This window comes from Agrobacterium sp. MS2 (genome assembly GCF_003261015.1).
Classification (GTDB): Bacteria; Pseudomonadota; Alphaproteobacteria; order Rhizobiales; family Rhizobiaceae; genus Agrobacterium; species Agrobacterium pusense.
In genome coordinates, this window is record NZ_QLNF01000012.1 from 451,980 (window position 1) to 465,892 (window position 13,913).

The 13,913-nt window shown below is 59.2% G+C and carries 16 protein-coding genes; 10 read left to right on the top strand and 6 right to left on the bottom strand.

All coding sequences use genetic code 11. From position 1 onward, the window contains the following. The first annotated feature begins 105 nt into the window (after positions 1 to 105). Genes ccoN through ccoP form a run of 4 tightly spaced genes read left to right on the top strand, consistent with a single transcriptional unit; the run spans position 106 to position 3,500 of the window. Positions 106 to 1,728 (top strand): cytochrome-c oxidase, cbb3-type subunit I, encoded by a 1,623-nt coding sequence (ccoN, locus tag DOU54_RS06965; protein WP_022556181.1) that lies wholly within the window; start codon positions 106 to 108, stop codon positions 1,726 to 1,728. 9 nt (positions 1,729 to 1,737) lie between these two features. After that, positions 1,738 to 2,469, top strand: coding sequence for a cytochrome-c oxidase, cbb3-type subunit II (gene ccoO, locus DOU54_RS06970; protein ID WP_003495954.1), 732 nt, complete (start codon positions 1,738 to 1,740; stop codon positions 2,467 to 2,469). A gap of 12 nt (positions 2,470 to 2,481) precedes the next feature. Then, entirely contained in the window at positions 2,482 to 2,634 is a 153-nt protein-coding gene (locus DOU54_RS06975; protein WP_004441852.1) for a CcoQ/FixQ family Cbb3-type cytochrome c oxidase assembly chaperone, read from the top strand. 2 nt (positions 2,635 to 2,636) lie between these two features. Continuing rightward, a complete protein-coding gene (ccoP, locus tag DOU54_RS06980) occupies positions 2,637 to 3,500 on the top strand; it encodes a cytochrome-c oxidase, cbb3-type subunit III (protein WP_112765812.1) in 864 nt (287 codons plus the stop codon). Positions 3,501 to 3,623: 123 nt separating this feature from the next. Here the strand turns inward: ccoP and mazG are convergent, their stop codons facing one another. Genes mazG through DOU54_RS06995 form a run of 3 tightly spaced genes read right to left on the bottom strand, consistent with a single transcriptional unit; the run spans position 3,624 to position 5,383 of the window. Next, on the bottom strand, positions 3,624 to 4,469 hold the full coding sequence (gene mazG, locus DOU54_RS06985) for a nucleoside triphosphate pyrophosphohydrolase (protein ID WP_113380603.1): 846 nt from the start codon (positions 4,467 to 4,469) through the stop codon (positions 3,624 to 3,626). 52 nt (positions 4,470 to 4,521) lie between these two features. Further along, positions 4,522 to 5,109: a deaminase gene (locus DOU54_RS06990; RefSeq protein ID WP_006697434.1), complete on the bottom strand. Its 588-nt coding sequence runs from the start codon at positions 5,107 to 5,109 to the stop codon at positions 4,522 to 4,524. Next, positions 5,075 to 5,383: a hypothetical protein gene (locus DOU54_RS06995; RefSeq protein WP_113380604.1), complete on the bottom strand. Its 309-nt coding sequence runs from the start codon at positions 5,381 to 5,383 to the stop codon at positions 5,075 to 5,077. The genes DOU54_RS06990 and DOU54_RS06995 overlap by 35 nt, the downstream gene beginning before the upstream one ends. Here DOU54_RS06995 and cysG point away from each other — a divergent pair. The 5 genes from cysG (at position 5,369) to DOU54_RS07020 (ending at position 10,294) form a co-directional block, all read left to right on the top strand. Continuing rightward, a complete protein-coding gene (gene cysG, locus DOU54_RS07000) occupies positions 5,369 to 6,832 on the top strand; it encodes a siroheme synthase CysG (RefSeq protein WP_113380605.1) in 1,464 nt (487 codons plus the stop codon). The two genes, DOU54_RS06995 and cysG, sit on opposite strands and share 15 nt — an antisense overlap. After that, positions 6,825 to 7,139, top strand: coding sequence for a DUF2849 domain-containing protein (locus tag DOU54_RS07005; RefSeq protein WP_004441838.1), 315 nt, complete (start codon positions 6,825 to 6,827; stop codon positions 7,137 to 7,139). Before cysG ends, DOU54_RS07005 begins: the two co-directional genes overlap by 8 nt. Before the next feature lie 8 nt (positions 7,140 to 7,147). Next, complete coding sequence (locus tag DOU54_RS07010) at positions 7,148 to 8,818, top strand: nitrite/sulfite reductase (RefSeq protein WP_077986256.1); 1,671 nt, start codon at positions 7,148 to 7,150, stop codon at positions 8,816 to 8,818. A gap of 10 nt (positions 8,819 to 8,828) precedes the next feature. Continuing rightward, a complete protein-coding gene (locus DOU54_RS07015) occupies positions 8,829 to 9,335 on the top strand; it encodes a DUF934 domain-containing protein (RefSeq protein ID WP_113380606.1) in 507 nt (168 codons plus the stop codon). A gap of 146 nt (positions 9,336 to 9,481) precedes the next feature. Then, a complete protein-coding gene (locus DOU54_RS07020; protein WP_022556175.1) occupies positions 9,482 to 10,294 on the top strand; it encodes a ferredoxin--NADP reductase in 813 nt (270 codons plus the stop codon). Between the two features lie 58 nt (positions 10,295 to 10,352). On the opposite strand, the gene DOU54_RS07025 is transcribed toward DOU54_RS07020, so the two are convergent. Continuing rightward, a complete protein-coding gene (locus DOU54_RS07025; RefSeq protein WP_113380646.1) occupies positions 10,353 to 11,639 on the bottom strand; it encodes an MFS transporter in 1,287 nt (428 codons plus the stop codon). Positions 11,640 to 11,831: 192 nt separating this feature from the next. Here DOU54_RS07025 and DOU54_RS07030 point away from each other — a divergent pair, with 192 nt between their 5' ends. Next, positions 11,832 to 12,335: a hypothetical protein gene (locus tag DOU54_RS07030; RefSeq protein ID WP_004441826.1), complete on the top strand. Its 504-nt coding sequence runs from the start codon at positions 11,832 to 11,834 to the stop codon at positions 12,333 to 12,335. A gap of 28 nt (positions 12,336 to 12,363) precedes the next feature. Here the strand turns inward: DOU54_RS07030 and DOU54_RS07035 are convergent, their stop codons facing one another. Next, positions 12,364 to 13,167 carry an endonuclease/exonuclease/phosphatase family protein gene (locus DOU54_RS07035; RefSeq protein WP_162749520.1) on the bottom strand — a complete coding sequence of 268 codons (804 nt, stop codon included), beginning with the start codon at positions 13,165 to 13,167 and terminating at the stop codon, positions 12,364 to 12,366. A 166-nt stretch (positions 13,168 to 13,333) separates the two neighbouring features. Further along, entirely contained in the window at positions 13,334 to 13,891 is a 558-nt protein-coding gene (locus DOU54_RS07040) for a fasciclin domain-containing protein (protein ID WP_113380607.1), read from the bottom strand. Between the last annotated feature and the right edge of the window lie 22 nt (positions 13,892 to 13,913).

Below are 13,913 nucleotides of genomic sequence, written 5' to 3' on the forward strand. Positions count from 1 at the left end.
CATTCCCGGTGGCAATGCTCCAACCGACGCAAAGGCGCACGTCCGCTCTCCCAGGCGCATGCAGTGCCTTTCGTCGGTCGGCTTGCACGTTGGGGGAAACCAACAATGAACTACACACTGGAAACCGCGATCGTGGCCCTTGGGGCCTTTCTCGCGTTGCTCGGGGCGGCATTCGCCCATGACAGTCTTTTCGCCGCCCATATGTGGGTGCTGTTCTTTACGCTGCTGGTCAGCACGGTGCTTCTGTTGCGCCGTGTCTCCTTTGCGCCCGTCGATCCGGCCGCGCGGGCCCGGCGCAAGTCGGAATATTTCGACGGAGTCGTACGATACGGTGTCATCGCCACCGTCTTCTGGGGCGTCGTCGGCTTCCTGGTCGGCGTCGTGGTGGCGCTGCAGCTTGCTTTTCCGGATCTCAACATTGCGCCCTATTTCAATTTCGGCCGTGTAAGGCCGCTGCACACGTCGGCGGTGATCTTCGCTTTCGGGGGAAATGCGCTGATCGCCACCTCATTCTACGTGGTGCAGAGAACCTGTCGGGCACGCCTGTTCGGCGGCGATCTCGGCTGGTTCGTGTTCTGGGGCTACAACCTCTTCATCGTCATGGCCGCCACCGGCTATCTGCTCGGCATAACGCAGGGACGCGAATATGCGGAGCCGGAATGGTATGTCGATATCTGGCTGACGATCGTCTGGGTTGCCTATCTCATCACGTTCCTCGGCACGATCCTGACACGCAAGGAGCCACATATCTATGTGGCGAACTGGTTCTACCTGAGCTTCATCGTGACGATTGCCATGCTGCACATCGTCAACAACCTCGCCATTCCCGTCTCTTTTCTCGGCGTCAAGAGCTACTCCGCCTTTTCGGGCGTGCAGGACGCGCTGACGCAATGGTGGTATGGCCATAACGCCGTCGGCTTCTTCCTGACGGCCGGCTTCCTCGGCATGATGTATTATTTCATTCCGAAGCAGGTGAACCGCCCGGTTTATTCCTACCGCCTGTCGATCATCCACTTCTGGGCGCTGATCTTCATGTATATCTGGGCAGGCCCGCACCACCTGCATTACACGGCACTTCCGGACTGGGCGCAGACGCTTGGCATGGTGTTCTCGATCATGCTGTGGATGCCATCGTGGGGCGGCATGATCAACGGCCTGATGACGCTTTCGGGCGCCTGGGACAAGATCCGTACCGATCCCATCGTGCGCATGATGGTGATGGCGGTTGCCTTCTATGGCATGGCCACCTTCGAAGGCCCGATGATGTCGATCAAGGCCGTCAACTCGCTCAGCCACTATACCGACTGGACCATCGGCCATGTGCATTCGGGCGCGCTCGGCTGGAACGGCATGATCACCTTCGGCGCGATCTATTATCTGACGCCAAAGCTGTGGGGCAGGGACCGTCTTTACAGCCTGCAGCTCGTGAACTGGCACTTCTGGCTCGCCACGCTCGGCATCGTCATCTACGCCGCCGTCATGTGGGTGGCCGGCATCCAGCAGGCGCTGATGTGGCGCGAATATGATAGCCAGGGCTTCCTTGTCTATTCCTTCGCGGAATCGGTGGCAGCGCTGCTCCCCTATTATGTGATGCGTGCACTGGGCGGCCTGATGTTCCTCAGCGGCGCGCTGATCATGGCCTACAACGTCACCATGACCATCCTCGGTCATCAACGCGAGGAGGGCGCCAGCAAAGGCGCGGCTCCTTCGCTGCAGCCCGCTGAATAGGAGGGGCCGATGTCCATACTCGACAAACACGGCGTCATCGAACGTAACGCCACCCTGCTTCTGGTCGGCTCGCTGCTGGTGGTCTCGATCGGCGGTATCGTGGAAATCGCACCGCTCTTCTACCTCGAAAACACCATCGAGAAGGTGGAAGGCATGCGGCCCTACACGCCGCTGGAGCTGGCCGGGCGCAACATCTACATTCGCGAGGGATGTTATGTCTGCCACAGCCAGATGATCCGTCCGTTCCGCGACGAGGTGGAACGTTACGGGCACTACAGCCTGGCGGCGGAATCCATGTACGACCATCCGTTCCAGTGGGGTTCCAAGCGTACGGGGCCTGACCTGGCACGCGTGGGTGACCGTTATTCGAACGAGTGGCACGTGCAGCATCTGGCTGATCCACGCTCGGTGGTGCCGGAATCGATCATGCCATCCTATGCCTTCCTCAAAACAACGCCGCTCAAGATCACTGACATCTCCATGGAGCTGAAGGCCAACCGTGCTGTCGGTGTGCCCTATAGCGACGAGATGATCGAGAAATCCGCGGCCGATCTCGCCGCCCAGGCGGACCCGAATGCGGATTCGTCGGAACTGCTGGCGCGCTATCCCAAGGCCAAGGTCGGCGATTTCGACGGCGATCCGGCAAAGCTCACGGAAATGGATGCGCTGGTCGCTTATCTCCAGATGCTCGGCACGCTGGTCGATTTCTCGACCTATGACGATGCCGCCGGTTACCGGTGAGGAGGCGGAACGATGGAAACCTACACGGCCATGCGCCACTTCGCCGATAGCTGGGGCCTGCTTGCCATGACCCTGTTCTTCGCCGGCGTCGTCATCTTCACGCTTCGCCCAGGCTCGAAAAGGGCCGCGGACGATGCGGCCAGCATTCCGCTCAGGGAGGACTGAACATGTCCGAAAAACACATCGATAAAATCAGCGGCGTCGAAACCACCGGCCACGAGTGGGACGGTATTCGCGAATTGAACAACCCCATGCCTCGCTGGTGGGTGTGGACATTCTACGCCACGATTGTCTGGGCCATCGGCTACACCATCGCTTTTCCGGCATGGCCGCTGATTTCAGGTGCAACCCAGGGCGTCCTTGGCTGGAACAGCCGTGCCGAAATCGCCGCGGACCTGGCCGATGCCAGACAGTCTCAGAGCATCTATGTCGACAAGATCGCCAACTCGGCGCTTGCCGACATCCAGGCGGATCCGACGCTGATGCAATTTGCCCTTTCGGGCGGTGCTGCCGCGTTCAAGGTCAATTGCATTCAGTGTCACGGTTCTGGCGCGGAGGGCGGGCAGGGTTATCCCAACCTCAATGACGACGACTGGATGTGGGGCGGCAGCGTCGATGACATCTATACGACGGTGAAGCACGGCATCCGCTTTCAGGATGATCCAGACACACGTGCTTCGGAAATGCCGGCCTTTGGCGATATACTGCAGCCGGATGAAATTCGTCAGGTTGCCGCTTATGTGTTCAGCCTCACGGGAACGCCCTCCAACCCGGTGCTGGTGGAACCCGGAAGGCAGCTGTTTGCCGACAATTGTGCCTCTTGCCATGGGGAAGATGCCAAGGGCAACCGCGAATTCGGTGCACCCAATCTTGCCGACGCCATCTGGCTGAAATCTCATGGCGAAGAGGGGATCGTTTCGCAGATACGCTCTCCCAAGCATGGCGTCATGCCCGCCTGGGGTGAGCGCCTCGGTGACACGACGGTCAAGCAGCTTGCGATCTTCGTGCACTCGCTGGGCGGCGGCGAATAAGAGCGTCTGAGCAAAAGCAGGGGCCGCATCATGCGGCCCTCGACTGTTTCCATTCTTCTTCGATGATGCAGCTCGGCTGCGGGCGGAGAAAACCGGCGCTCGAATCGCGAGGCGTCCTGCCGCTCAGGACGTGACCTTATCGAGCGAGCGTTCGATGCGCTTTGCCGCTTGCCAGAGGTCTTCCATCCTCTCGAGGCTTGCTTCCTCCAGCGTCTCGCCATTTTCGCCGAGCGACTTTTCGATGTGGTTGAAGCGCCTGCGAAATTTCGTGTTGGTGCCGCGCAGCGCGTTTTCCGGATCGGCCTTGACGTGACGGCCGATATTGACGAGGGCGAAGATCAGGTCGCCCAGTTCGTCTGAGACCTTTTCAGGCCTTCCTTCCTCCAGCGCTTCGCGCAGTTCGGCGATTTCTTCTTCGATCTTGTCGAGAATGGGGGCGGGGTTCGACCAGTCGAAACCGACGCGCGCTGCCTGCTCCTGCAGTTTGAGCGCTTCGGTCAGCGCCGGCTGGCTGCGTTGCACGCCGCCGAGGAAGCCGGCCTTGAAATCCTCCGTGATGCCCCGGCGCGCACGGCGCGCTGCGCGCTCGCGTTTTTCCTCGGCCTTGATCCGGTCCCACTGCAGCTTGACGCTGTCGGGCGTATCGGCCTCGGAGGCGGCAAAGACATGCGGGTGTCGGCGGATCATTTTCGAGGTGACGGCATGCACCACATCGCCGAAGGCAAACTCACCGCGCTCCTCGGCGATACGTGAATGAAAGACGACCTGCAACAGAAGATCGCCCAGTTCTTCGCAAAGATCGTCCATGTCCCTGCGCTCGATGGCGTCGGCGACTTCATAAGCCTCTTCAATCGTATAGGGCTTGATCGTCTCGAAGGTCTGGACGACATCCCACGGGCAACCGGTTTCCGGCTGGCGCAGGGCTTCCATGATCTCCATCAGGCGGGAAATGTCCTTCGAGGCTTCCATATGCTCAAACCTTCGCTTGTGTTTATGCCGGTCCGGCCGTCCAGTTCCGCGCTTAATTCAGAGGAATATCGTTGCCGCCCTTCGACGACTGATAGCTGGTGGACAGATCGTCATAGGCCGCCTTGATGCGGGCGGTCTGCGCCTTCAACGTGCTCTTCAGCGGATCCTCCTCGGCTTCCACCAGATCGGTGATGAAATACGAGTTCCAGAAAGCGTTGTTGCGGCGATAGCCGCCCGGCTCCAACCCGAAGACTTCCTTCAGGATTTTCAAATCATGCGGGATCGCGAAAGCGTCGCGCGAATCCTCGTGGCTGAAGAAGGAGTAGAAATTGTCGAAACCGGCCCAGGTGATGGCGGACATGCACATGGTGCAGGGTTCGTGGGTGGAGAGGAAAATCAGGTCCTTCGTATTCGGCTTTTCGCCCAGTTCGTAAAACCGCTTCAGCGTATGCACCTCGCCGTGCCAGAGCGGATTTTCCAGCTCGTTGTTGGTTTCCGCAACCACCAGCGACAGGTCGGACTTACGCAGGATTGCCGCGCCGAAAACCTTGTTGCCAAGGCTGACACCACGCGCCGTCAATGGCAGGATATCGTGTTCGATGACATCAAGAAGGCGGGCGGAAAGTGGCTGGCTGGTCAAGGGGGCGGTCCTTCTTGCCGCTTGTATAAAGCGGTCTTCGCATGGAAAACAGATGGCAAATTGTCTTCCCTTGTTCGGCGCGGGGGCCGGGTTTGTCAAGGGATTCGCGCTGCGCTTGGAAGCCTCCAGGCGTGCGGGAAACAGAGGCCGGTTTGTTTTCCTCCAAAACCGGGGTGTTCGAGAAATAAAAATCCAGGTGCCGGAAAGGCTTGAATTTCTGTTTCTTCAATCTTGCGCGGCAATGCGGGATATATGTCCAATGCACAACGAACATGATTTTTCCGCTGCCGGCGATCGCCTTTCAACCTTCCCCGCATTCTTCCGGGTCGAGGGCAGGCAGGTTGCGGTCTTCGGAAATGGCGATGAGGCCTTCGCAAAGGTCAGGCTTCTTGCCAATACCAATGCGCATATCGTTGCCTATGCCGACGAGCCGGAGGCTGATTACGCAGTTTATCTCCGCGAACACGGCATCGATCATCGGCCTCATGCTTTTGCCAGCCATCTGATCGACGGTGCGACCCTGGTTTTTGCTGCAACTGGCGAGGCTGTTCTGGACAGGGACATCGTTGCTGCCGCGCGTTCCCGGAAAATCCCCGCCAATGCGGTGGACCAGCCGGAATTCTGCGATTTCTTCACGCCGGCGCTCGTGTCCCGGGCACCCGTCGCGGTGGCTATCGGCACCGAAGGGGCAGGGCCGGTGCTCGCGCAGATGATCCGCGCGCGCATAGACCAGATGCTGTCGCCTTCACTTGGCAAGCTCGCACATCTTGCCGTGCAGTATCGCGGTGCAGCGGAACAATCCGTACCGAAGGGCGCGTTGCGGCGCAATTTCTGGCGGCGATTTTTCGCCGGTGCAGTTGCGGATGCCGTCGCCGTCGGCGACGCTCCGGCCGCCCATGAGGCTGTCGACCGTCTTCTGCGGTCGCCCGAACGCAGCGAAGGCCGCGTATGGCTTGTCGGCGCAGGGCCCGGTGCGGAAGATCTTCTGACGCTGCGCGCGCAGCGCGTTCTGATGGAAGCCGACGTCATCGTTTACGATGCGCTGGTGCCGCAGGCGATCATCGATATGGGCCGTCGCGACGCCGAGAGGCTCTCGGTCGGCAAGCGCAAGGGCTGCCATAGCAAGTCGCAGGACGAGATCAACCGCCTGCTGGTGCGTCTCGGCAAGGACGGCAAGCGCGTCGTACGCCTCAAATCCGGCGATCCCCTGGTTTATGGCCGTGCGGGCGAGGAGATGGCAGCGCTGCGCGATGCCGGCATCGCTTACGAGATCGTGCCTGGCATCACGTCGGCCTTCGCCGCCGCTGCGGATTTCGAACTGCCGCTGACGCTTCGTGGTGTCGCCTCGTCGCTGATTTTCACCACCGGTCACGATCTGACTGGCGATGTTCTGCCGGACTGGGCCCGGCTTGCCGTTTCCGGTGCGACCATTGCCGTCTATATGGGCCGCAGCGTCGCTGCCTCGGTAGCCACAAGGCTTATCGAAGCGGGGCTCGGTGTGGAAACCACCGTCGCCGTTATCGAAAACGCCAGCCGCGCGGATCGCCGCCTGCTGCACGGAACATTAAACGATCTGCCCGACCTTGAACATCGCGATGAACTGACCGGTCCTGTCATGGTCATCATCGGCGATGCGGTGGCGGGCGCCAATTTCGACAGGTCCGAGGCGCTTGCGCTTGCCGGAAGGCCGGCGGACCTCAAACGGGAGTATGTAAATGGCTGACAAGGTTTTGACCGCCAACCGCCTGAGCGATGGCATTGCCGTCTGGCTCGACGCCAACGGCGAATGGACGGAAAACCTGCAGGGCGCAATCGTCGCCCGCCATGCGGAAGCGGTCGCCTCGTTCGAGGAGATCGGCAAGCGGGATTTTTCCGCCAACAAGGTCGTTGACGTTAATATCGTCGACGTTGTGGAAGAGAACGGCAAGCTCTGGCCGACGCGCCTGCGCGAGCGCATTCGCGCCGCCGGCCCGACCGTGCACTATGCGACCGGCTACAAGCCGGCCGATGCAGCATTTATCGCAGTCTGAGGAAGAATATGTACCGTTACGACGAGTTCGATCACGCATTTGTTGAAGGCCGCGTGGCGCAGTTTCGCGATCAGGTGGAGCGCCGGCTATCCGGTGAGCTGGCCGAGGACGCATTCAAGCCATTGCGCCTGATGAATGGTGTCTATCTTCAGCTGCACGCCTATATGCTGCGCGTCGCCATCCCCTACGGTACGCTGAATTCCAAGCAGATGCGAATGCTGGCGCATATTGCCCGGAAATACGACCGGGGTTACGGCCATTTCACCACCCGTCAGAACATCCAGTATAACTGGCCGCGCCTCTCCGACACCCCGGATATCCTCTCCGAACTGGCAAGCGTGGAAATGCACGCGCTGCAGACCTCTGGCAACTGCATTCGCAACGTCACGGCGGATCATTTCGCTGGCGCTGCGGCCGACGAGGTTGCTGATCCGCGTCCTTATGCCGAGATCCTGCGCCAATGGTCTTCCGTGCATCCGGAATTTTCGTTCCTGCCGCGCAAGTTCAAGATTGCAGTGACGGGTGCCGAACGCGATCGTGCGGCCATTCAGGTTCATGATATCGGCCTGCATCTGAAAAAGAACGACAAGGGCGAGATCGGCTTTGCCGTTTATGTCGGTGGTGGACAGGGGCGCACGCCGATGATCGCCAAGAAGATCCGCGACTTCCTGCCGGAAGAAGATCTCCTGTCCTATACCACGGCCGTGATGCGGGTTTATAACCTGCATGGTCGTCGCGACAACAAATACAAGGCGCGCATCAAGATCCTCGTGCATGAGACGGGTGCGGAAGAACTGGCCCGTCAGGTCGAGGTCGAATTTGCGGAACTCAAGAACACCGAATTGAAGTTGCCGGATGCCGATATCGCCGCCATCACCGCCTATTTCGCGCCGCCGGCGCTGAAGGACCGGCCGGAAGGCTGGGAAAGCCTGGCGCGCTGGAAGCGGGCCGACGAGGGCTTTGCCCGTTTTGTGGAGCAGAACGTCGCCCCGCACAAGCATCCGGACTACGGCATGGTAACGATCTCGCTGAAGCCGATCGGTGGCATTCCGGGCGACGCGACGGATGAGCAGATGGAGCTGGTCGCCGATATTGCCGCGGAATATGCCTTCGACGAAATCCGCATCAGCCACGAGCAGAACATCATCCTGCCGCATGTGGCGCTGGCTGACCTCGAGCCGGTCTATCGTGCACTTGTAGGCGCGGGTCTTGCGACCGCCAATGCCGGGCTCATCACCGATATCATTGCCTGTCCCGGGCTGGATTATTGCGCGCTTGCCAATGCACGCTCCATTCCGGTGGCGCAGGAAATTTCCACCCGCTTCGGTTCGCCGGAGCGTCAGGCGGAAATTGGTGAGCTGAAGATCAAGATTTCCGGCTGTATCAATGCCTGCGGCCACCACCATGTCGGTCATATCGGGCTGCTGGGCGTGGAAAAGAAGGGTGCGGAACTCTACCAGATCACGCTTGGCGGATCGGGTGACGAAAACACCTCGATCGGTGAGATCATCGGTCGCGGCTTCGAACCGGAAAAGGTGACCGACGCGGTTGAGACCATCGTCGACACCTATCTCGGGCTTCGTCTTTCAAAGGAAGAGAATTTCCTTGAAGCCTATCGCCGCGTCGGGCCGCAACCGTTCAAGGATGCGCTCTACGGTTCCGCCGCCGAAGCCGCCTGAGGAGAATGTCATGACGAAAATCTGGACCCGCGACGGCTTCGTGGAGAACGATCCCTGGGTGATCGAAACGGAAGAATTAAAAGCGGTGGCCGAGCAGAAGCCCGTGCTGCCGCTTGCCGATTTTTTGGTTCGTGCGGCCGAAAGCAACGATATCGGTCTCGGGGTGCTGATTGCGCCGGCCGATGATGTGACCCGGCTGGAACCTTATCTCGACCGTATCGAGCTTGTCGCGGTGAGTTTCCCGGCTTTCAATGACGGCCGTGGTTTTAGCCACGCGTCGCTGCTGCGCAGCCGCCTCGGTTTCACAGGCGAGGTGAGGGCGATTGGCGACGTGCTGATCGATCAGGTGCCGCTCATGCTGCGTACCGGCTTCACAAGCTTTGCGGTGACGAATGGTACGGCGATCCGCCGCCTGACCGAAAATCGCCTGCCGGAAATTCCGGTCTATTACCAGCCGACGGCCAGGCCTGCGAGCGACGGCGAGGCTTATAGCTGGCGTCGGCGTGCGTCTCTGTGACACGTTGCACGGAAATATGAGTTTCTGATACATATTTCCTACGCACCTGGCAGTATTGACATTCTCATGCCTTCAAACCGGAGCAGAAATGGTATAATTGCCCGGTCGGAGAATGTCGCTCATCGAATAGAATGGACGGAACCTAAATGAACGCGCCAGCCAAGACGGAAGATTTCGCGATCAAGATACCCGATGGTGTTTATGCCGAGACGGTTTTGTCGGTGGAACATTATACGGATCATCTGTTCCGTTTCCGCATGACGCGTCCGGCCGGCTTCCGTTTTCGTTCCGGTGAATTCGCCATGATCGGCCTGATGGTCGGCGACAAGCCGATCTATCGCGCCTATTCCATCGCCAGCCCCGCCTGGGACGAGGAGTTGGAATTTTTCTCGATCAAGGTCCCGGATGGTCCGCTGACCTCCCATCTTCAGGCGATAAAGCCTGGCGATACCGTTTTGATGCGCAAGAAGCCGACAGGCACGCTGGTTCTCGATGCGCTAACGCCCGGCAGACGGCTTTACATGTTCTCCACCGGCACCGGCATTGCGCCTTTCGCGAGCCTGATCCGCGATCCCGAGACCTATGAGAAGTTCGAAGAGGTCATCCTCACCCATACCTGCCGCGATGTGGCCGAACTGAAATACGGTTTCGATCTGGTCGAGGAAATCAAGAACCACGAGTTCCTCAGCGAGATTGTCGGCGACAAGCTCAAGCATTATGCGACGGTGACCCGCGAAGATTATCCTTTCAAGGGCCGCATCACCACGCTGATCGAAAACGGCAAGCTGTTTTCCGATCTCGGCGTACCAGCGCTCGATCCGGCCATTGACCGCGGCATGATCTGCGGTTCCTCGGCGATGCTCAAGGATACCAAGGAACTGCTTGAGAATGCCGGTCTTACCGAAGGCGCCAACAACAAGCCTGCCGAATTCGTGATCGAACGCGCTTTCGTCGGCTGACGGAACACGGTCTACGACATAAAAGGAGGCCCGATGGCCTCCTTTTCTGTTTGCGCCGTTACTGCCTTCCTTGAGACAGGACATCATCATTCCGTTTAGGCGCTATCTCGTTGCGATAGAGCAGGAAAAGCCCGATGGCGATTGCCGCAATGCCGCCGCCGACAAGGTGCGACAGTGAATAACCGCCCTTCGTCACCAGCCAACCTGCGACGACATTGCTGAATGACGCGCCGATGCCTTGCACCATCATGACGCTGGCAAGACCGACATTAAAGCGGCCCGTGCCCTTCAAAATTCTCTCCACCGCAACCGGCGTGACTATGCCGAGCAGCCCCGCTCCGACACCGTCCAGAAACTGGACGGGGAAAATGACCCAGAAGTCCGTAAAGGCGGAAGCGAGAACGCCGCGGATCGGCAGTGCGACGAGCGCGATGATAAAGACGGTTGAGAGACCGAAACGTCGTATCAGCCAAGGCGCCATGGCGGCGACGAAAATCATCGCAAATTGCGCGACGCCGGTAATGATCGCAGTGGTGCGGAAGGGTGTCTGAAGTTCGATGGCGAAATCCTGCGCGATCAACCGGCCCATCGGCGCGTTGCCGAAGTGGAAGACGAGCAGGATGATGGCCAGAAAGATAAGTCCGCGTTCCTGCAGCAAGACCGCGATGCCGGATGGACCGGGTTCGCCCCTGTCTTCGCCAAGGCCGCGCGCCACCTTGTGGTCGATGCGTTCGGGGTCGATGGCCGCCGTCGCGACCAGAGCACCCGCAGCGGTCAGCAGCATCAGGCCGATGATGCCGTCCATGCCGAAGAAAGTGACGACGACATAAGTCGCGAAGAGCGATGCGAAATTGCCGCCGTGGTTCCAGAACTCGTTGCGCGAAATCTGATGGGAAAACAGGCGCTCGCCGACAAGGCCGAGCGTGAGGCCGGCAAGCGCCGGGCCGACCACGGCGCCGACGACGGCCGTCATGATCTGGCCGGTCCAGACGATCCAAACATCGGGAAAGATCAAGGTGATCAGCGCGCCGATGGTCACGAGGACGACGGGTATGGCAATCAGCGTCCTTTTCCACGTCGTTCCATCTACCAGGGCGCCACAAAGCGGCGTGGCGAGCAGACCCACGAGGCCGCCGACCGTCGCGATCATGCCCAGCGAGAGCGAAGACCAGCCCCGTATCGCCAGAAATGCATCCAGAAACGGCCCGAGACCGTCGCGGGCGTCGGCGAGAAAGAAATTCAGTGCAGCAAGGGAAAAAAGCGTGCGATCCGAGATGCCACCGCTATGCGGCAGGCCGCCGGAAGGAAGGCGGCCGTGTGGTGCCGCAACGCCTACAGTCGTCATGAAAATACTCCGATAAATATGCAGGGAATCGAAAAATTGATCGAGGCTGGCGGAAACATCTGTGCCCGCATTTGGTTGCATTGGCACGACATCAGCAGGGATGTTCCGATATTTTTGCCCGTTGCGGGATTAGCTGGAGGAACGTTTAACGGCATTTGTGAGTTAGGCTTCGTGGAAAAACGGATAATCGCCATGAAGATCAAGGCTCTTGCAGTTTTATTTTCGGTCGGATTGCTCGCAACCCAGCCTGCTTACGCGGACGAGGGCGCTTTTCTCTCCTCGCTGAAGGGCACGTGGGCGGGAAAGGGAACCGTAATTACCCGGATCGGTACACCGCCCATTAACGTCAGCTGCACGCTGAATTCCAACGCGGGATCATCGTCACTCAACATGTCCGGCACTTGCCGCGGTCTTCTGGTGGTAAGGCGCGCGATCGCAGCCGATCTCTCGGAGAAGGGCGGGCGCTATAGCGGCGCCTATACGGGCCCTTCCGGTCGGCCGTCCGCACTATCGGGCACAAGAAAAGGAAACGCCATCAATCTGACGGTGCGATGGAACCGCGATATCAACGGCGACCGCGTTGCCGCCATGACCATCGAAAAGGTCGGTGCCAACGGCTTGCGGCTGCGCACGACCGATAAGGACGGCAGGACCGGCAAGACGGTGGTGACGAGCGACATCCAGCTGGTGCGTTGAAGAGCTTACGCATAGCATCTCCAGTTCTTCAGCTGAATTCAAGCAGCAACGGGCAATGATCCGAGACTTCGGGCTGCCTAACGACGTCGAAATGATCGACTTTCACAGCCGGATTGATCAGCAGGTAGTCCGCATATCTGTTCTGCCTGGCGTAATGTGAGGTTCTGGTATCTGTGAAACCGCGGGTCGTGACGAGCTCGACAAGATTGAGTTCATTCAACACGGTAAAGGTTTCGCTGTCGGGCAGGACATTAAAATCGCCGCAAACGATGACCCGGTCGCCATCCTCCGCAATGTTCTTGACGAGGTTCACAAGTCGTTTTGCCTGCGCCAGGCGGGCGGCGGTATCGTGTTTGCCGTCGAGGTCGCGTAGCCCATGCATATGGGCAATGACAGCCGGCTGTCCGGTGGCAAAGTCGAAAACCCTGATGGCATGGCCGGTGCGTGACCGTGGATGATCGCCATATCCGTCCGCAGAAAAGGTCCCATGGACGAAGCCCTGTGCCTGGGCAACGATGGCGATGGACTTGCGAACGAATGTGGCCAGTCCCCATTGGGAAAAATATCTAGTCGTACCGTGCCAGAGATCACCCTGCGCCGCGGGGCAGAATATCGCGACATGATCCGGCAGGGCATCGGCGACATCGCGGAGGAAATTCGCTCTCTGCGGAAGCTCGATGCCGTGATCACGATAGGTCAACCAATCCTCTTCGGCAGCGGGCGTATGCACCACTTCCTGCAGGCACAAGATATCCGGGTCGGACAGGGAGATGTAAGGGACGAGTTCGTCGTGGAGCTTTCCGCCCCAACCGTTCAGGCAGATAAGGCGCATGCACACTCCATCGCTTGATTGTGTGATCCGATTTAGCATGGAAGCGATGAAGATCAATCACACCCCGTTCTTTTTCACTGCCGGGATTACGCCCACCTGAATGAGGAAGGCCCGAATTGCTTCGGGCCTTAGTCGTTCGAGCCCACATTGGCGCTGCGGCGCTGCCTTACATTTTCGGCAGCAGCACCTTGTCTATGACATGTATGACGCCGTTGGATTGTTTAACATCAGCGATGGTGACATGGGCGACCGTGCCATTCTCATCGGTAAGTGTGATTTTTCCCATGCTTTCTTTTGCCTTGAGTACGCAGCCGCCGACCGTCTTTACGTCGTGCTCGCCCTTGTCATCCTTGATCATTTTTTCGATGGCGGATGACAGTGCATTGGCTGCAACGACGTGGCAGGTGAGAACCTTGACCAGCTTCTGCTTGTTCTCTGGCTTCAGAAGGTCGTCGACCGCGCCTTTCGGAAGGGCCGCGAAAGCCTCGTTGGTGGGTGCAAAAACCGTAAACGGTCCTTTGCCCTGAAGTGTTTCCACAAGTCCGGCAGCCTTTACCGCGGCGACGAGGGTCGTGTGGTCTTTCGAGTTCATCGCATTTTCAACGATGTTCTTGTCCTCGAACATCGCCGCGCCGCCCACCTTGGGGTTCGCGGCATAGGCCGAAACCGTGCCGATGGAAAGAGCTGCAGCCAGCGTCAGGGCGCGAACGGAAAGCTTGTACATCATTATTCCTCCTTGTGAAATC